We start from the raw sequence: 19,867 nt of genomic DNA, 5'->3' as shown, positions 1-19,867 counted from the left end.
GAGCTATGGGGCCGAAATTGTCCGGTCACAGCCGCCACCTTGCCCACCCCACCAACTGCGCCTGCTCACGACTTTACCTTTAATTCGAGCCTACATTAAGGAGGATCAATTGACTGACATCATTAACCTAGATAGCCTTGTTGAAATCTTATTAGGCATAAGCTTAAGTGCGGCGGCGGGTTTCCGGGTATTTGTCCCCCTGTTAGTCTTAAGTGCGGCGGCGGTGGTGGGACATTTAGACCTACCAACAGACTTTAATTGGGTAGAAACGCCTCAAGCTTTAGGGGTGTTTGGGGCGGCTTGCTTGCTGGAGATAGCCGGCTATTATATTCCTTGGTTTGATCATTTGCTTGATACCGTTGCCACCCCTGCCGCCTTTATTGCCGGTACAGTGGTAACCGCCAACGTCACCCCTGAAATGAATCCCCTTGTACAATGGACTTTAGCAGTGGTAGCTGGCGGCGGTACAGCCGGATTAACCAAAGGCTTGATGAATATCTTAAGAGTGGGAAGTAGCGCAACATCAGGAGGATTGACTAATCCTATCTTAGCGACTGTTGAATTGATTGCCGCCGCCGGGCTATCTGTTCTGGCTGTTACCCTGCCAGTGGTAGCCGGGCTATTAGTTTTAGGTACAATCATTTTCGCGCTGCAAAAACTCTGGAAATATTTTTCTATTCCCAAACCTTCACCAATCGATAAAACACCTGCTACATAACCCATCATTTACGAGTATAATTTGGAGGATGAAACGCCAAGTCAGCAAATTCCTTATCCGCTTGTTAGACAGATGTCTTCACCCCCTACCAATCCCTATCAAAGCCGACTGCTTAACCTATTCAATCGTCAATCCCTTCGCTTGAAAGAACAATTAAATCGGACAGGGCGACAGTTAAAAAATGCTGTAGAAATGGGGGTGCAAATCCTTGTCTATCCCCTGTATTTGCTGGTACAAACCGGACGGATGGTTCAACGCCAACTGCAACAAAAAATTGCACAACAACAATTTCTGCTTTCCCCATCTTCTTCTAATTCTGGATCTGTTCCCGTTACTTGTGATCAACCCATTGAACAGATTTTAAAAACCCTTGAGCCTTGGTTATCCGAAGCTCAAGACACCATTTCCCCCTCAGCCGTCAGTGCCCCTTTAGAAAAAGTTCCCATCGAGCCTTTTAGCCAAAATATAGAAATTCAGGGACTAGCAACACTGCTACAAAATCAGAAATTAGTATTAGTAAGTTCAAACAATCTTTTAATAGATATTTTTTACCCGGCTCAACAAGAACAACTCAAACAGCGTATTGTTAGCGAGCTTGCCAATTATCAGTATCAACGACGCTTAGAACTGCAAGCGGCTAAAAAATTTCCTTCTTTAATCCCTTCGTTTCAAATTAACAGCCCTCAAGTTTTGCCGCCTGTGCGTTGGTTTTGGACAGTAATGCGTTGGATACAAACTGGCGAACTGGCCAACGCGATCAATCTTTTTGGAGAATCAACCCTCGTTCGTCGCTCTGGGATCAATAATATTACCGTTTCTACAACCCTAACTGAACCCATAAAATCGATTCCTAGAGAAACTCAATACCAGGTCTTAACCTCTATTGAAACCTTAGATCATTATTCGGTTAATCTAGGCCGAATACAAGTCATTATACAAGCCGCTCTTGAATACTTTTTTGGAGAAAGAAAAGCCGAACGAGTTGAACAAAAAGAAGCCTTTTCCTTAAAAAAATCCCCCACAGACAGCATGGCTTATTTAGCTCATTGGGGTGCGGAACGAGTTCCGCACGGGGAGACAGCCGCCTTGGGCAATACAGATATTTCCCCTCAACTCCTTCCCCCGACAGACATCCATTTAACCATTAAGGGAAAGAGAGAACAACTCACACAAAAACCTTTAACCCTGACCCCCGCAGAATCCGATCCTTTTCAAATCCAAATTTTGATTCAAGCGGCTATTGATTATTTCTTTGGACAAACTAAAAAACAATTGTTAGGAGGAGGAAATCCAAATCGAGCAAGATTATCGACTCCATCAAGAAAACCCTTATCTCAAGAACCAGAACCCGATCCCTGGTTATCGAAAGAAGATTTATTTTCCGAAAATATCCCCCGAGAAAATCCGAAAAAACCTAATGATGGGATGAGTTCTGAACCCGCAAAACTAGCGGGAACTTCCCGAGAAATTAAATCTAAAAAGAGTCTTTTAGAAACCTTCAAACAAACTCTAACTCAAGAAAATAAAGCTCAATCTCTCACGCTCGAAAAACCCTTACCAACACCCGCCCCATCTCCTTTAAATGAAGCGGCTACAGCAAAAAACCTAGAAATTACGCCTATTTCTGCTAAAGTAGAGGAATTAGAAGCAAAACCTGAATGGATTGAAACCGAAGCGACACCGGTCGGTTATGTTAAACATCCTTTAGTAAAAATTTTAGAAACCTTAGATCGCGTGATCTTTTGGTTAGAGGAACAGGGGTTAAAGTTTTGGAATTGGGTTAGAGGCAATAAAAATAGCCATTAAGTTGCTAAAATTCTCTTTTCCCCTTTCCCCTTCCCCCTTTCCCCTTCCCCTTCCCCTTCCCTAGTCATCTCAAAAAAATCTCAAAAAATAGGTTAATTTATTTTTAAACTAGGGAAACCTAACTATTAAAGACAACCCCATCGTGAGCAATTATGAATTTAGGTTTTCTCGTCTGTTCAAGTGAAAATGATTTTGGTATAGGAAAACTCATAGCAGCAGAGCAACCTAATGCCACTGTTGAGTATTTCTATTCGGTTGGACAGCGTATGACTCAAACGGTTCCCCTCGCTTCTATCCGTCGCGTCAGACTGCAACGTCAAACCAGATGTTATCTTAATTTATATGGAACAGATACTTGGCAAATAGGCAGAATTTACGCATGGGACGAAGAAAACCAGCAATATCAAATAGATTTACCCGACAGTAAACACACCTTTGCCACAGAAAGCGAAATATACGTTAGATGCGACCTTCCCATCGATGATCCGATGGACATCCTAGCGATGAAGGGACAAGAAACCCCCTACTTTCACAACCAGCGTTCGCGGTTTCTTCAATCTTTAATTAAACAACGCGCGGTGAGTCGGGGAATGACCGGGTTACTCTCAGCGAATATAGAACTCTATCCTCATCAAGTAGAAGTAGTGCGCCGGGTGTTAGAAGATCCCATCGGACGCTACCTTTTAGCCGATGAAGTGGGTCTTGGTAAAACCATCGAAGCGGGGGTCATTTTGCGTCAGTTTCTCTTGGATACACTGACCGCGTCGGCCTTAATTGTGGTTCCCTCCTATCTGGTTTATCAGTGGAGACAAGAACTCGAAGATAAATTTTATCTATCACAGTTTCGGGAGCGAGTCACCATTCTGGCCAGTGAAGACTGGAAGCAAGTGCAAAATTCCACTGATGCTTATGAGTTTCTCATTATTGATGAGGCCCATCACATCGCCGCCATGGCCAGATCCGATGACCCTTCACAACGTCGCTGTTTTGACACCTGTCGGAAATTAGCCCATCATTGTCCTCGCTTGTTGCTTCTGTCTGCGACTCCTGTGCTTAACCACGAACAGGACTTTCTAGCCATGTTACACCTTCTCGATCCAACCACCTATTCATTAGATGATCTAGAAGGGTTTAGAGAACGAGTTCACAAACGCCAAAACATCGGACGGGTTTTATTAACTTTTAACGAAGGATGTGACCCCTTTGTCCTTAAAAAAAGTCTTAGCACCCTAGAGTCCCTATTTTCAGAAGATACCTATCTTTTAACCCTCACTAACCAGTTACAAACCGAGTTAGAAAACCCAGACAGTGAAGTCATTGATCAGCAGATTCGCGCCATCCGTACCTATATTAGCGACACTTACCGGCTTCATCGGCGAATGCTGCGTAACCGTCGCGCTACCGTATCCGATGTCATTTTTGATCGTAACGCAGTCCCAAAACTAGAATATGATTTAGATGAACGGGCTTATTCTCTTCATGAATTATTAGAAGAATGGCGCACTGCCGCCCCTGATGAAGCCAATTATCAGCGCATTTTCCTATTACTGTTTCGGGCGAGTAACACTTGGTTAGGAATACTACAACAACTCCTTGAATCGCGTTTGAGAGGGGTAGGTTCTAGCGCTTTAAGATTAGAATGGGGGCAAAATAATAGCACGCTCTTAACTAAAACGCCTCTTTTTGAGGGAGAAAGTGCCATTTTAAAATCTATTGTTAACCTATTGAAAAGCCCTTCGGAAGATGGCGATAGATTAGAATTACTAAAAATCGTTATTTTGTACCATCTAGCGGATCATCTAAACCTGCAAAAACTGAAAGGAAATTTAACTAAGTTACAAAACGAAATTCAGCAAAGAATTCTGCGTCCCTTCGCCGCAGATAAGTTTCCAAAATTGATGATTTTTACCAGTTTTACCGGCAGTTGTACTGCCATTATTGATTTTATTTCAGCTATCTTTGGAGCGAATACAGTGGTTAGTCATCGCACCGGTGACAATCGAGATACCATTGAAACTAATCTAAATCGTTTTAAAACTGACCCTCAATGTTTTCTGTTAGTAGCTGATGCTTCGGGAGAAGAAGGAAGAAACTTACAATTTATCGATGGGGTGATTCATTTTGATTTACCTTTTTCGCCGAATCAATTAGAACAACGTTTAGGAAGAGTTGATCGAATAGGAGGAAAAATCAATCTCAATTCTTGGTTACTAGCCGGCGTTGATTTACCCGATAGTCCATCCGCCGCTTGGTATCAATTGCTCAGTGAAGGCTTAGGAATTTTTAATCATTCTATTTCGAGTTTACAATTTTATGTTGAGGCTAGTCTGCCTGAACTTGAAAAAACTTTGTTTAAGTCAGGGGCAAGCGGATGGCAAGAAATAATTGGACAGATTCAAAGCGAGGTGGAAAATGAAAAAGTCAAGATCAGTGAACAAACCGTCTTAGATGAAATTGATCTTCGCTCCGAGGTAGCTAGGGATTATTTTGAAGACCTTGACAGTTATGATCAAAACCATAAAAACCTTGAAAAAGCAACCGAAGGATGGCTATGTAGTGCTTTGAGATTTCAGCGATTGTATGACGAAAATTTGGCAGAGGTTCGTCATTATAAAGCCACACAACAGACTTTAATTCCTCTCAAAGACTTGAAAAATTATTTTGCCGCTTACACCAAAAATAAAGGCGTTTATAACCGTCGTGTAGCCAATAAATATTCAGGGGTTCACCTCTACAGAATCGGAGAAGAATTAATTGATACATTAACCAATTATCTAAACTTAGATGAACGGGGAAAAGCCTTTGCTATGTGGCGGCAAGAACCAACATGGGATAGTAAAAGAGGCGGAGAATGGCTAGGGTTTCGCTTTGATTATTTGATCGAACTTGACTGGACAGAAATTCAATCCATTATTCAAAGTTTTAGCCCTAAGCAGTTTCATGAAAAAGCCCTAAAACGTCAAAGAGATGGGTTATTTCCCCCTTTAATGGAAACGGTCTTTTTAGATGTAAATTTACAACGGGTAGAAGATGAAGCCCTCTTAAAAATTTTGTCTCGTCCTTATGTGAGGAAAAATGACGACTTTCGAGACTATAACCTAGCCAAAGAACGCCTAGAGATCTTCGATGAATTTATTGATCCGAGTGAGTGGCAAAATTTATGCTATCAGGCGGGCAAAACGGCTGAAAAATCCCTCAAGGAATCGCCCCATTTTCGAGAATACTGTCAGAAACAAACCGAGATAGCCAAGAGAAAATTAGACACTCGTCTTCATCAATTACAGTGCCGCTATAACCGTTTTTCCCATGACTCTTTAGCCAAAGAACTCGAATTTGAAACCGCCCTCAGTGCCACTTTATTAAAAGCGATTAGTTCTCCTCGCCTTTATTTAGATGCGGTGGGGTTCATTATTGTGTCTGAGCGAGCGCCTGTTCTAACAGCAGGAGGTGATATTTTCTAACCCTTTAAACGCCCTATATTTCAGCAGCATTTCTTCTTTATATCACCGATACACGGTTGAGTGAGAGAACAGAGAACAGAGAACAGGCAAAACTTGTTTCTGTTCCCGGTTCGTTTTAACTGGCAATCGCAACAGGTTTAAAAGATAAATTCTCTTCAGATACAGAATCCCAATAGGCTTCTCTCGTCGGACAATATCCGTTTTGAAATTTCACTCTTCGTTGTTTAACTTGCTCTAAATTCCAAGCCGCTTTAAGTCCACCCACTTCGATCACGTTACAAAGAACAGATTCGCAAGCACTGCACTCAAAAATATCCCCATATAAGTTGATAAATAAACCCACATTAATTTGATTACAAACAAATCCAGCCGCCACTGGTAAAGTGGGGGTATATTCTATGCCAAAGGTTTTATCGACTTCTGCTAGAATTTTGATAATATTTAAACTTTCCTCTCGGGTTATAATGGCACTTCCGTCATTATCTAGCGCATTTCCACCGGGAATAAGAGAGGAAATATAGGGAAAAATATTATTTTGTCGAGACATCCGCAAAATATTGGTTACATCATCTATATTATGCGGCGTAACAACGGTGTGAATTCCCAAGCGCGTAGGAGAAGATTGAGTAAATCCGGCTTCTATTAACGTTTGTAGTGTTTGATAACAGCTTTCACCATAGCCTTTTTGGCGAACCATTTTATCCTGAACTTGTGTGTCCATACTTTCAAATTTTAGGACAATTGAAGCTCCTAGTTCATTCAGTTTTTGAGCCGTATAATCGTTAATTAATGCTCCTTTTTTAGAATAGCCGCTAGTAAATACTAGCCCAATCATATTGAGTTCAGCTATGGTTTCCAGATAAGTCCAAAAATGAGGGTCTAATAAAGGTTCTCCGGCTCCCGGAATTTCTACTGTTTGACATCCTAAAGATTTAGCTTCTTTGATTAGCTCTACTTTTTGTTCAACTGTTAGCTCTTTACGGATCTTTCTTCTCGCCTCAATGCGATCACAATAACTACAATTTAAATGACATATCGGCGCAAAATCAAGACCCAAAACTAACATTTCATTTTTTTCCATTGCTTTTTTAGCAATTTGAGGATCAAAATTAAATTCAAATCCTTTAAGTCCGTAATTGACCATAATAGCTCCTGTTCTGAATGCCCTTATTTCAACCTTTATAACTTTTATCTGACTCTACTTTTTGCACTTATATTTTTTAATTTTTCCTCGAGAAATTAAGGCTATTTAACTACCTTATATGACAATTTTAATAGCAATTTACAATAATCACTTCAGAATGATTTCTGAATATTTTTTTTGCCAGTTCACCCGCCAATAGTAAAAACACTTAATTTGTGTAAAGATTACTCTAAAAATAATGAATTTTATTAACTCGCCTTGACAATTATTTTATATTTAAACGAAAAAATTTTGAAACCGAAAAAAATGCACAAGATTCTGCAACAATAAAAAATGAGTGCTTTTAAATAGAGAAATTGCCTAGCACTCTTGCACCATTCACATCTGCTAGGTAAAAAAAGCACTCTTGTACTTATGTAGAAGAACTGAGGGAAAAGTCAATTAGGCAAGATTATACTCTTAAAAATTAAGTCCTGACTGATTCAGCAAGATTATATAGCATAGATACTGTGGTTGGAAAATCTACGCAAGCATCAGTAATACTCTGACCATACACTAATTGACTTAAATCTTTTGGAATAGATTGATTACCTGCCACTAAATGACTTTCAATCATGACCCCCATAATATCAGGACTTTCCTCTTTGAGTTGTTCAGCAATATTCTCCAACACCATCGACTGACGATTATGGTCTTTATTACTATTACCATGACTACAATCAATCATCAAACGAGCGGCAACTCCTTTACGGTTTAAAAACTCTGCCGCCACTGCAACATGAACAGCATCATAATTGGTTTCGCTATTTCCCCCTCGTAAAACTAAATGCCCGTCAGGGTTGCCTGTGGTGGTGACGATACTCGCTAATCCTTTATAATTAATTCCCAAAAAATGATGGGGTTTGCTGGCGGCTATCATCGCATTGATAGCAGACTCAAGACTGCCATCAGTTCCATTCTTAAACCCAACCGGCATGGATAAACCTGATGCCATCTCGCGATGAGTTTGGCTTTCAGTGGTGCGAGCGCCGATGGCGGTCCAAGAAACCAAATCGGCGATATACTGAGGGATAATGGGATCAAGTAACTCCGTAGCCGCCGGTAAGCCTAGATCGGCTAAATCTAATAATAACTTCCGTGCCCGTTGTAGTCCTGTATTAATGTCATAACTCCCATCTAGATGAGGATCATTGATCATTCCTTTCCAGCCAGTTGTGGTGCGCGGTTTTTCAAAGTAAACCCGCATGACAATTTCCAATTTGTCTTTTAATTGATTTCTTAAATAGATTAACTTTTCTCCGTATTCATAAGCCGCTTTTACATCATGAATTGAACAAGGACCAACAATGACCAATATTCGTCGATCAACGCCTTCTAAAATTTTCCGAATGGTTTGCCTTGTCTGAGTCACTAATGCGGCTGCCCCTTCAGTGAGAGGACATAGACAATGAATTGTCTCGGGACTTAACAGAGAACGGGTTTCAACAACGTGCAGGTCAAAAACTTGATCAATTTTCATAGTGAATTATTCTGAAGAACTCAAACGTTGCTTTATGGCTTGTAGGGTTAGCTGGATGGCTAAAAGAACTAAACCAAAACTTACAAAAGCAAAGATAAATGTTGCCAGGGAAGCTACCCCCACGACCAAAGTTCTCACAGCCGAACCAATATTAATGACAAGTTGATTACTTGAGGTGATTGGTTTCTGGGCAAAAGTTGACCCGATCGAATAGGTCAGATAATACATCCCTGTTCCCAATGTAGCAGAAATTGCTGCCCCTAATAAACACCGTAAAGGGGTCACTTGATTTTGATCAGCTTCAGGATTAGACAATTCTGGCTTTTTTGGATCGGTAGATTGACTCATAAAACTCCGCAGCCTCGATTGATTAGGCAAGTTAGTATTAATTATTAACTAGCAGTTTCTACTTGAATTCCCCGATTTGACAATTGAGCTACCCATAATTGTAAATCTGAATCGGGGAGTTTCTGTCTTATTTTTTGTTGAATTTCTGCTGCTTGTTCTCTTGACTCACACAGGGTAAACACCGTCGGACCCGACCCGGACATCATGGTTCCTAGACCGCCAGCCTGCTGCATGGTTTCTCGAAGTTGAGCTACTTGGGGATAGGCGGGTAAAACGACTTTTTCTAGGTCATTGTGCAATAATTGGCCGATTTTTGCTCCATCTTTATGTACAATTGCACCCACTAATGGACCGGCATGAACTTGATGAGTTTTGGCTTCAATTCCTGACAGATGATTAATGTAGCTATCACTAAACTGTTGCCGATAAGTTTGGTAAGCCCAAGGGGTAGATACGGCAATACTATCATATTTAGCTAAAACAAGGTAAAGATTAGCTAAATTATTGATTTGATCGAGTTTTTCTCCTCTTCCTGTCGCTATAGCTGTTCCCCCTGACACGCAGAAAGGCAAATCAGACCCTAATAGTGCGGCTAAATTTTGTAATTCCAGTTGAGTGAGTCCGAGTTGCCAGATTAAATTTAATCCCACTAATACCGCCGCCCCATCTGTAGAGCCGCCAGCTAATCCGGCCGCTACTGGGATCTGTTTGTCAATGGTAATATCTACTCCCCCATAGTTAGCAAATTCTTTGGGAAATTCTTGCTCCATTAAGACAGCCGCTCGATAGGCCAAGTTAGTTTCATCTAGGGGGACTTGGGGATGAGAACAAGAAAGGCGGCACTTTTGCAACCCGTTAGAACGTAGAGTCAGGCGGTCCGCTAAGTCAATGCTTTGGAGGATCATGATCAGTTCATGATAGCCATCCGGGCGATCGCCGATAATTTCTAAATACAGATTAATTTTCCCAGGGGCAATTAAAGTATAAGCGTGCATGGCTCACGGAATTGGGACTATAGAATTACATCTTACCGCAACCGTGAAATACTATCCTTTGAATTCATTAACTTGGGGACAATTGAGCAACTATAGCAATACCAAAATACATTAGGACACTTTGAAAATGTTAAATTGTCCCAAGCGAGGCAACGAGGAATCTCAGATGATGTCCGCGCCATAAAGGCGTAGTGCTATAATTCTTAATTGTAGGTTGCTTATCTCCTCTAACTAGAATAATAAGTTTGCACTAAAGTGAGTCCCGAAAATTTGATGACCTTTTCAGCCCTTAAGTTACAAAACTTTACAGAAGTTCTAAAGTATTAAGCCGCCCAATCAACACTAAGTAACTCGGCTTGTTGTAGAACAGTTAGAGTCGCTTTCTCTTGTTTGTCTGGAGGATAACCATATTTCTTTAACAGCCGCTTAATTGTCACCCGCAGTTTAGCCCTAACGGTTTCTTTAACCGTCCAATCAATGGTTAAATTATTGCGAATGGCTATAACTAAATCTCTAGCAATGGCTTTAAGGGTATCGTCTCCTAATACTTTAACAGCACTATCATTAACTTCTAGTGCATCATAAAAGGCGATTTCATCTTCAGTTAAGCCTAAATTCTCTCCTCGTTTGTATGCCTCCCTGATATCTTTTGCTAATTCTATAAGTTCATTAATGACTTGGGCAGTTTCAAGAGAACGGTTTTGATAACGTTTGATAGTATTTTCCAGCATCTCTCGGAAAGAACGAGATTGTATTAGATTTCTACGCAAACGGGATCTAATATCATCGTTGATGAGTTTTCTAAGAATTTCAAGGGCAACATTTTTATAGGGTAATCCTTTAATTTCTTCGAGAAATTCATCAGATAAAATAGCGATGTTGGGATTTTTTAACCCTGCTGCGGCGAATATATCAATAACTTCATCGGATGCAACAGCAAGGGAGACAATCTGACGGACGGCGGCATCAATTTCTTCAGGACTTTTACCACCATGAGTTGTTGTATGTTTAACCATTGCCGCTTTGATAGCTTGGAAGAATCCCACTTCATCCCGTATGGCTATCGCTTCATCGGTACTGCTAACCAAGGCAAAGGCTTTAGATAATTCGGTGACACCTTTAACATAGCGTTCTTTGCCGTCTTCAATGCCTAAAATATGGTCGAGGGCAGCAGGAATGGTATTAAGGCGTTGTGCGGGAGTTCCCGTAAAGAAGGGTTGATAGTTGAACCCGTGATACATGGCCTTAACGATTTCGTATTTCTCAAAACAAACGGCTAACGCTTCATTAACGGGAATTCCTGTATCGTCCCTATCGCTTTTAGTATAGTCATTGAGGGCTGTTTTAAGTTGGTCGGCAATGCCTAAATAATCAACAACTAACCCCCCTGGTTTATCTTTAAATACACGGTTTACCCTCGCTATGGCTTGCATTAACCCGTGTCCCTTCATGGGTTTATCGACATAAAGGGTATGCAAACAGGGTGCATCAAAGCCGGTTAACCACATATCCCTGACAATGACTAATTTCATCTCATCATTAGGGTTCTTGAAGCGTTTGGCTAGGTCTTTACGGCGTTTTTTATTGCGGATGTGCGGCTGAAAAAGGGGGTCATCGGAGGCTGAACCGGTCATAACGACTTTTATTATGCCCCCTTTATCCTCGTCATGATGCCAGTCGGGTTTAAGTTTAATAATGGCGTTGTAGAGGTCAACACAGATACGGCGACTCATACAGACTATCATCGCTTTACCGTCTATGCTGGCTAACCGGTTCTCAAAATGGGTAACAATATCTTGGGCAATTTGATTAATCCGTTTTTCTGCCCCGACTAATGCTTCTAATCTTGCCCATTTACTTTTTAACTTCTCTTTAGTAGTGGTTTCCTCGTCTTCGGTGACTTCTTCAAAATTGGGGTCGATATTGGGTCTTTCTGAGGGTTCTAGATCTATTTTGGCGAGTCTGCCTTCATAATAAATTTTAACGGTGGCTTCATCTTCTACGGCGCGTTGGATGTCGTAAATATCGATATAGTCTCCAAAAACAGCAGGGGTGTTAATATCTCCAGCTTCAATGGGAGTTCCTGTAAAGCCGATAAAAGAGGCATTTGGTAGGGCATCTCTCAAATATTTAGCGAATCCGTAGGATATATAAGCTTCTTCTTGTTTATTAATGACTTTAGCCTCTAATCCGTATTGACTACGGTGTGCCTCATCAGCGATTAAAATAATATTGCGTCTATTGGAAAGTAAAGGGTATTGATTGCCGTATTCGGGAGAGAATTTCTGAATAGTAGTGAAAATGACACCACCAGAGGCGACTTTTAATAATTCCTGTAACTGTTCTCGACTTTCCGCTTGTGTGGGGGTTTGGCGTAATAAGTCGGTACACAGAGAGAAGGTGTTAAATAATTGGTCATCTAAATCGTTTCTATCGGTGAGGATAACGAGGGTAGGGTTAGCCATTTCGGGCTGTTGAATGATTTTACCGGCGTAGAATGCCATTGTGAGGCTTTTTCCGCTTCCTTGAGTATGCCAAACCACACCGACTTTTTTATCGCCTTGGGGATGGGTAGCTTCTAAAGTAGCAGTAATGGCTTTATTAACAGCATGATATTGATGATATCCGGCGAGTTTTTTGGTGATGGTGTCGCCGTCGGTTTCAAAGACGATGAATGATTGTAGTATGTCTAGGAGGGTTTTGGGAGGGAATACGCCGCGAATAAGGGTTTCTAATTCTGCAACTCGTTTAGGGGCGATATTTTCTCCGTCTACGGTACGCCAAGGGGCGAATCGTTCCCAATCTGCGGTTAATGTGCCGATTCTAGCCTCTGTTCCGTCTGAGATGATTAAGAGTTCGTTGGTAGAGAAAAGAGAGGGTATTTCTTGTTTATAGGTTTGCAGTTGGTTAAATGCGCCTGTAATAGTGGCGTTTTCGTCGGCAGGATTTTTGAGTTCGATAACCGCGATGGGTAAACCGTTGATGAAGATGACGACATCGGGACGGCGGGTATTTTTGCCTTCGGTGACGGTAAGTTGATTAGCGGCTAAATATTGGTTATTTTCGGGATGCTTGAAGTCGATTAACCAGACTTTATCGTATTTGGTGCGTCCGTCTTGTTGATATTCTACATCTACCCCATCGGTGAGGAGTTTATGAAAGCGCAGGTTATTTTCGATGAGGTTGGGGGTGTCGCTACGGGTAATTTTTTTGATGACTTCTTGGAGAGTTTCGGAGGGAATTTGAGGGTTAATTTTTTTTAAGGCAGTTTGAAGGGAATCAGTTAGGATAATGTCACTGTAGCTTTGTCTGTCAAGTTCTGAAGCGTGGCAAACGGTGTAGCCTAATAATTCAAACCAAGCTAGGGTCGCATCTTCAACAACAGATTCAGAAAAGTTAGGTTTCATTCTTTTTCATCCTCATTTGATAAATCTTCAGGATTCACGGACAAATCACTCAAATATTCTTGAAGGAAATTAATATAAGCTTGTTGATCGATTTTGAATAAAACATCACTGGTTTTATAAGGTAAGCCAGCAATAGAACATTCATACAAACTATCTAAATAAATATTAAATTCTGGGTTGTCTTCATAATAAGGAATTTTGGATGAAGTTAAATTATTTTTGTGAGTTTTAAATAAAAGATTGGCAATAGCATCAGCAACACGGGCAGCAAATAAAGCTTGTAAAGGTTCTAAAGATTTTATATATCCATTTCGTCCATGAGAGGCTGTTCCTTCTAAACGACGAATTTCACACAATCCATGAATAGTAGTTATAAGTCCATTTATAACGCTTTGAAAACTTTGTTCTACTTCAGGATTCAAATGTTCTTCAGGAATCAAATTTAATTGCTTTGTTGTATATTTAACTAATTTAGGTAACTCTAATAATTTGTCTTTACTTTCATCGTTTCTATCACTAAGAATAGTTTTACAAATACTTTCAACTAATGATTTTGCTAAATCAAACGCTAACCCTGGATCTTCTTCTACTGCTCTTTCAAGTGCATTAATTAGCTTTTCAATATGTACGGCTCCGACAGAAAGTTCTAATACTTCTCTTGCTCCATGACAAATAAAACGTAAATTATCTTTATCTAATTCGCTCATAACACCTCTTCTATCATTTTCTCTGCTTCCTTAACCCGTATCTGCCCTGACATTAATTTGGGTAATAGGGTGTCTCGGATAGTGGCAAGAATTTCTGATTGTAACCCGTTAGCATCTCGTTTTTTAAATAATGGTTGAGTAGTTTTTTCAAATACTTTTAAAACATATTGTTGAGGTAAAACTAATTCATATTTTTCACTAAATATTTTATAGGCTAAATTCTTAATTCCTGTCGTTCCATTTTCATATTGTAAAAAAGAATCAGAAGCATATAACCATCGTAACCATAAGTAAATAAAATTTGGTGAAATATCTTCTTTTAAAAAAATTAATCTACAAAAATTAGAACATACTAATGGATAAGATAATCTATCTAATAAATTAAGAGTTATTAATACTGGTCTTCCTGTTGATTGAGTCGGACTTCCTCCTGAGATTTCAATAACAATATTTCCTGCTTGTAAACTTCTCTTTTTTAAACTTGATGCTTTCAGATAACGAATAGGCATTTTTCCTAATCCCGCGTTTTGTAAATCAGGAATATCAGCACCACGAATACAATAAGCAGGTTGATTATATTGTTCTGAAGCCAAATCTTTTCCCCAATCTCCACCTAATACAAATTCTGTTACTTCATCAAGTGTACTAACCCTCCACCCCTTGGGAATTAACCCTAAATCTGACTCCTCGAAACTATCAGGAAATAACGCCGCCGTTGCTTCATCCATACCCACAAGTTGCTTACCTTCCATCTTCGCCCGCACAGGGTCAAAATCCACAAACCAAGACTTAAATATTGCCCTCGCCATTGCTTCTAGGGTTTGGTTCATCTGTTGGTTTAATTCGATTTTGTCGTCGAGTGTTCCTAAAATGTGAGCAATAGCTTTTTGTTCGGGTAGGGGAGGAAGGACGATTGGAAATTTACGAAGATAGGTTAAATTAGTTTTTGGAACTCCTGTTGCTTCTGAATCTTGAATAATTTTGCTTCGGCTGGTAAAAGAAGAAACATAATAGTAGACAAAAAGTGGCTCTGCTTTTTGAATATCTACAGTCAATTTCATTTGATTTGATGAAAGTAAAAATTTTTGATATTTGTGATTAAAGGGAATAATTGCTGTTTGTCCTAATGTTCCCTTCTTTGTAAAAATAATATCACCAGGTTCACATAAACTTCGCTCTAAACGTTTAGCCGTTTCCTCAGAAACAAATACAAACTCGTCATCTTTAAATCGAGTAGTTCCAAGAGATAAATTTGTCCCTCGGATGACAGGAATACCAAAAGGTACATACTCAGAAGCAGGAAGATTAGAACCAAAAGGCCCATCTACAAAGCCATGTCCATCTTTTTGAGCAATATCTTCTAAAGTTACTACTTGCCATTTTGTGCTTTTAAAGTTCATATCCAAACTCCCGCAAATTCTGACAAATCTCATTTTCTAATCTTGCTGATTCGCTAAACTGTTCCTCTAGCAACTTAGTTAACCGTTCCATCTTCTCCTCAAACGGTTCATCATCATCATCCACTTCTTCAGCGCCCACATAGCGCCCAGGAGTTAATACATACCCATGTCCCCTTATATCTTCTAAAGCCGCACTCTTACAAAACCCCGGCACATCCTCATATTCACCCTTACCCGAACCTCTCCAATTATGATAAGTCTCAGCAATACGGGTAATCTCTTCAGAAGTTAACTCCCGATGAACCCTATCTATCAACACCCCCAACTTACGCGCATCAATAAATAGGGTTTCTCCCTTACGCTGACGCATCCCCCCCTTATTAAGGAGGGTTAGGGGGGATTGACCCTTATTTCTCGTCAAAAACCACAAACAAGCCGGAATCTGGGTATTATAAAACAACTGCCCAGGTAAAGCCACCATACAATCCACTAAATCCGCCTCTACCAAAGCTTTTCTAATCTCCCCTTCCCCTGATTGATTAGAACTCATTGACCCATTAGCCAACACAAACCCCGCTATTCCATTGGGAGCTAAATGGGTAATAATCTGCTGAATCCAAGCATAATTTGCATTTCCTACGGGCGGAGTTCCATAAATCCAACGGCTATCTTCTCTTAAATGCTGTCCTCCCCAATCACTCACATTAAACGGGGGATTAGCTAAAATATAATCTGCCTTTAACTCCTTATGTAAATCATTGCGGAAACTATCAGCATTTTTTGCCCCTAAATTCCCATCAATACCCCGTATCGCCAAATTCATCTTACAGAGTTTCCAGGTTGTAGGGTTCGACTCCTGACCATAAATCGAAATATCGCCAATTTTTCCCCCATGCGCCTCAACAAATTTCTCCGACTGTACAAACATACCCCCACTTCCGCAACAAGGGTCATACACCCGTCCCTTGTAAGGTTCTAACATATCTACTAACAATTCCACCACACAGCGCGGCGTGTAAAACTGTCCCCCTTTCTTTCCCTCAGCACTGGCAAACTGTCCTAAAAAATACTCATAAACCCGCCCTAAAATGTCCTGAGAGCGATTTTGAGCATCTCCTAAGCCAATAGTGCCAATTAAATCAATTAACTCCCCTAATAAGCGTTTATCTAGGGCAGGTTTACCATAATCTTTCGGCAACACTCCCTTAAGCGATGGGTTTTCCTTTTCTATGGCCTCCATCGCCTCATCAACAAATTTACCAATATCTGGAGTTTTAGCCTTAGCCTGTAAATGTGACCATCTCGCCTCTACTGGAACCCAAAAAATATGTTCTGCGGTATATTCGTCCTTATCTTCGGGGTCTGCGTACTCATCTGTTGACAATTTATCGTAGAGTTCCCCAAACGCATCTGAAATATATTTCAGGAAAATTAGCCCTAAAACAACGTGCTTGTATTCTGCCGCATCCAAATGTCCCCGCAACTTATCAGCCGCTTTCCAGAGTTTATCCTCTAACTTGACAGTATTACCATTTGATGCAGTAGTTTCTGTTTTTTGCTTTTTAGGCACTGATTGCTCCAAAATTGATGTCTAATGAGAAAAATATTGTTCTAGTAAATCGGTTCCCTGACTTCCCATTTGATGTAACTGTTGCTCAATCTGCTTCTCTAGCGATGGGTAAAGGTTGAGTCTTCCCATTCTCCCATCGGTTGACAGTCTGAAAGGAAACGCCCAACAGATGAGCAAATTGGGTTTGAGTCAACCCCAAACGAGCGCAAGTTTCCCGCACCAGAACGGCTAAATTAGGCGATTGAGTCACTGCGATGAGGGTTAGGGCTATATTTCAGATTATGATATTACAGGGTTTATCACACATGGTATATTTACGGAAATTTACCGAGATAGAAGGGATTGAAAAGAATTAGAGATTATATGTCTAGCTGAGGCTTAATGACCTGGTCAGCGACAGTATTATCAAAAGCATCTAATAATATTTTTTGAAACCCTACTAGCTATTCCAGTTCAAGCCGGCAATTTTGAAAATAGATCGGCTTGCAAAAAATTTAAAATTTCAATTTTTGTAGCTGGGGGAAGAACCGCGATTTTTTGCTTTAGATTTTCTAAATCCAGATTAAAATCAGGCATTTTTACTTCTTCGGCTTTTATTTCGCCTTTTAAATAGTTATAAAGTTCATCCATCGTCATACCGGTTATTCGCGCGATTGCCCAAAAATTGTCGGTCTTTGGGAGCGTTCCAGACCCATTAGCTTTTTCCCATCCCTGAACAGCACCATAACTCACTTCAATTCCCGTCTGCCGCTCGACATATTCACAAAATTCTTGTTGCGACATTTTTAATTCTTGTTCTCTTTTTTTTAAAATTAATTCGGCTAATTTTTTACGTCTTGGATCTGAGGCTTTCATTTTTCTCTAAAAATACATAAATGTCTGTTCCTACCTTATCAACTGCGCGCGAAATTGACAACTGGCATAAATACTCATTCACATACATCTATGTATAATGAGGAAGACATTCAAGGATAAAAAATAATGGGCACCAACTTGGCAACTTACGTCGATCCTGCTAAGCTAAGACGCATTTAATTTTTATAACTTTATTTTTGGTACAAAGGTTCAATCCTTTCCCCTTTCCCCTTTCCTCTTTCCCCCTTCTTTATCTGGACTAATAATTTAGATGCGTAACAGCTTACCAGAGCCGCAATACACGCTCATTACCCCGCTTTTAGACGACAATGGCAAGGAAATTAAAGATGAAGAAGGAAAAACCCTTAAAACCTATAGCCCTTCATTAACTTGGGATGAGGGGATATCATCTAAAGGACGAGATTGAAGCCAGTTGTTAGGAGGTTGCCGCACTTGAGTTGATTGGGGGAGAATGCGAGTTCCGCACTGCCGGTGTTGCCTGGCCATTTCTGCGGCTTCTAATCTTTTGTTGAGTAATTCTTGCTGAAGAAGTGCGGCTCTTTTTTCGGCTTCAATAAATAATTGATTATCTGTGAATTCTATTTTTTCCCATTCTTTTTGATGAATCCATTCCCCTTCGCCAGTAAAAGCTTCTAGTATTCTTCCTTGGTAAGTGCGGAAAAAGCCCATTAACTGATTGTTTTTGGTGTTGTATAGATAGAAAAATTTGTCTGAATAGACAACTTTCCCTAATACCCTTTTCCCTAAAAATGTAACCCAATAGTTCCCGTTTTTTGGGGGAGCAACTGGGAGAAGACTTTTTTTGGACACGAAGCGGCATATTTCTTGGTCTTTGGCGTTCTTGAAACGGACAAGCAAAACATGGGCCCATTGCTCGAATCTGATGACGGTTTTGCCTAAGAATAGTTTGATTCTTTCTATGAGCGCACAGAGGAACATTCTTTCTAATGCTGTTAATCGGGGATGGTTTAACATTTGTTTTGCCTCGCTTTTTGAAGGGATAGATGGGGGATGGCTCCCCCTTGCGGTTAGATGTCTTTGATTTTTAATTGAATGTTGAGAAGGCTTTTAAGCTTGCCGCCATCTGAGAGTAGTTGTCTTGCGGTAGCGTCTATCTCGGACTTGGATTTGGTCGATTGCGGCTGTGCGGCTACTTGACATACATCGCCGGTGAAGTGACGGATGATGCCGCCTTTGGTTACCTCTGCGGCTTGGATAGTGACAATTGCGTCTGGTGTTGTTAACATATTAGTAATCCCTTTTTAAGGGTAAAGAGTTTTTTAGAAAGGCGATCACAAACTTTAGACGGTGGGTGATCGCTTTTCTTATAGCTTTAATTGTAAAGCGTTGGCTTATATTTTTCAACTGCTGTCTGATGTTTTATATTAGATAGTAGCCAATAATTTAGAATCAAAGGAGTACATTATTTATGAATTTTGTGAAAGTTAGGCGGTACATAGACAAAGAAGTGCAAGGATTGGGGGATCGCATCCGAAAAGCCAGAAAAGAATCGGGTGAAACTATAGAGGTGTTAGCGGGTAAGGCTGGTATTAGCCGCGTTTACTGGTACGACATAGAAAATGAAAGAATTAGAGACTCTTTGCCCGAAGAAACTCTGAGAAAGATAGAAAAAGCTTTAAACCTGGATTTGGGGGTGAACTTCGATGATTAATCCTCAATTGCTTAATATTGCCGCACTTCCGTCATTACCTCTTGAGTGGAAAAGCGGCTTACAAGTGCCTTTAATTAAGGTTTCAAGGCTAATTTTTCCGATGTCATTTTCGTTATCACTGCGTTTCCATGTGCCGAAATGTTCCCATTGGGCGGTTGTGCATATTTTAAATCCTCCACTATATTTTTAAATTTTGTCCTGAGTAATAATTAGGTTACTACACGCATTTTTTATTTTTAATCGT

General features: G+C 40.3%; 16 protein-coding genes. 4 read left to right on the top strand and 12 right to left on the bottom strand.

Annotated elements, in window-relative coordinates; genetic code table 11:
• The first annotated feature begins 109 nt into the window (after positions 1-109).
• The 3 genes from CYAN7822_RS03410 to dpdE all read left to right on the top strand — a co-directional run bounded on the left by CYAN7822_RS03410 (position 110) and on the right by dpdE (position 5,985).
• Positions 110-718: a DUF4126 domain-containing protein gene (locus CYAN7822_RS03410; protein WP_013320844.1), complete on the top strand. Its 609-nt coding sequence runs from the start codon at positions 110-112 to the stop codon at positions 716-718.
• A 72-nt stretch (positions 719-790) separates the two neighbouring features.
• The gene (locus CYAN7822_RS03405; RefSeq protein WP_041933116.1) at positions 791-2,524 is read left to right on the top strand and encodes a hypothetical protein; all 1,734 of its coding nucleotides are present in this window, start codon (positions 791-793) and stop codon (positions 2,522-2,524) included.
• Between the two features lie 152 nt (positions 2,525-2,676).
• Complete coding sequence (dpdE, locus tag CYAN7822_RS03400) at positions 2,677-5,985, top strand: protein DpdE (protein WP_013320842.1); 3,309 nt, start codon at positions 2,677-2,679, stop codon at positions 5,983-5,985.
• A gap of 115 nt (positions 5,986-6,100) precedes the next feature.
• Here dpdE and CYAN7822_RS03395 read toward each other — a convergent pair whose 3' ends face one another.
• The 12 genes from CYAN7822_RS03395 to CYAN7822_RS03345 form a co-directional block, all read right to left on the bottom strand.
• The gene (locus tag CYAN7822_RS03395; RefSeq protein ID WP_013320841.1) at positions 6,101-7,129 is read right to left on the bottom strand and encodes a radical SAM protein; all 1,029 of its coding nucleotides are present in this window, start codon (positions 7,127-7,129) and stop codon (positions 6,101-6,103) included.
• 466 nt (positions 7,130-7,595) lie between these two features.
• Positions 7,596-8,648 carry a 3-deoxy-7-phosphoheptulonate synthase gene (locus CYAN7822_RS03390; RefSeq protein ID WP_013320840.1) on the bottom strand — a complete coding sequence of 351 codons (1,053 nt, stop codon included), beginning with the start codon at positions 8,646-8,648 and terminating at the stop codon, positions 7,596-7,598.
• A 6-nt stretch (positions 8,649-8,654) separates the two neighbouring features.
• Positions 8,655-8,996 carry a DUF3082 domain-containing protein gene (locus CYAN7822_RS03385; protein WP_013320839.1) on the bottom strand — a complete coding sequence of 114 codons (342 nt, stop codon included), beginning with the start codon at positions 8,994-8,996 and terminating at the stop codon, positions 8,655-8,657.
• Positions 8,997-9,040: 44 nt separating this feature from the next.
• Positions 9,041-9,991 carry a 4-(cytidine 5'-diphospho)-2-C-methyl-D-erythritol kinase gene (gene ispE, locus CYAN7822_RS03380; protein ID WP_013320838.1) on the bottom strand — a complete coding sequence of 317 codons (951 nt, stop codon included), beginning with the start codon at positions 9,989-9,991 and terminating at the stop codon, positions 9,041-9,043.
• A 323-nt stretch (positions 9,992-10,314) separates the two neighbouring features.
• On the bottom strand, positions 10,315-13,398 hold the full coding sequence (locus CYAN7822_RS03375) for a type I restriction endonuclease subunit R (RefSeq protein WP_013320837.1): 3,084 nt from the start codon (positions 13,396-13,398) through the stop codon (positions 10,315-10,317).
• Entirely contained in the window at positions 13,395-14,105 is a 711-nt protein-coding gene (locus CYAN7822_RS34370) for an abortive infection family protein (RefSeq protein WP_013320836.1), read from the bottom strand. Before CYAN7822_RS34370 ends, CYAN7822_RS03375 begins: the two co-directional genes overlap by 4 nt.
• Positions 14,102-15,505 carry a restriction endonuclease subunit S gene (locus CYAN7822_RS03365; RefSeq protein ID WP_013320835.1) on the bottom strand — a complete coding sequence of 468 codons (1,404 nt, stop codon included), beginning with the start codon at positions 15,503-15,505 and terminating at the stop codon, positions 14,102-14,104. Before CYAN7822_RS03365 ends, CYAN7822_RS34370 begins: the two co-directional genes overlap by 4 nt.
• Positions 15,495-17,075 carry a class I SAM-dependent DNA methyltransferase gene (locus CYAN7822_RS03360; protein WP_013320834.1) on the bottom strand — a complete coding sequence of 527 codons (1,581 nt, stop codon included), beginning with the start codon at positions 17,073-17,075 and terminating at the stop codon, positions 15,495-15,497. The genes CYAN7822_RS03365 and CYAN7822_RS03360 overlap by 11 nt, the downstream gene beginning before the upstream one ends.
• 85 nt (positions 17,076-17,160) lie before the next feature.
• Positions 17,161-17,325, bottom strand: a complete 165-nt coding sequence (locus CYAN7822_RS38875) for a helix-turn-helix domain-containing protein (protein WP_245602672.1) — start codon at positions 17,323-17,325, stop codon at positions 17,161-17,163.
• Between the two features lie 203 nt (positions 17,326-17,528).
• On the bottom strand, positions 17,529-17,930 hold the full coding sequence (locus CYAN7822_RS03355) for a helix-turn-helix domain-containing protein (RefSeq protein WP_013320833.1): 402 nt from the start codon (positions 17,928-17,930) through the stop codon (positions 17,529-17,531).
• Between the two features lie 372 nt (positions 17,931-18,302).
• Positions 18,303-18,926, bottom strand: a complete 624-nt coding sequence (locus CYAN7822_RS03350) for a hypothetical protein (protein ID WP_013320831.1) — start codon at positions 18,924-18,926, stop codon at positions 18,303-18,305.
• 53 nt (positions 18,927-18,979) lie between these two features.
• A complete protein-coding gene (locus CYAN7822_RS03345; RefSeq protein WP_013320830.1) occupies positions 18,980-19,198 on the bottom strand; it encodes a hypothetical protein in 219 nt (72 codons plus the stop codon).
• 182 nt (positions 19,199-19,380) lie between these two features.
• On the opposite strand from CYAN7822_RS03345, the gene CYAN7822_RS03340 reads away from it, so the two are divergent.
• The gene (locus CYAN7822_RS03340) at positions 19,381-19,623 is read left to right on the top strand and encodes a helix-turn-helix domain-containing protein (RefSeq protein WP_013320829.1); all 243 of its coding nucleotides are present in this window, start codon (positions 19,381-19,383) and stop codon (positions 19,621-19,623) included.
• The last annotated feature ends 244 nt before the right edge of the window (positions 19,624-19,867 follow it).

Origin of the sequence: Gloeothece verrucosa PCC 7822 (assembly GCF_000147335.1) — a bacterium.
GTDB classification, from domain to species: Bacteria; Cyanobacteriota; Cyanobacteriia; order Cyanobacteriales; family Microcystaceae; genus Gloeothece; species Gloeothece verrucosa.
This window is presented reverse-complemented; position numbering and strand designations above follow the sequence as displayed.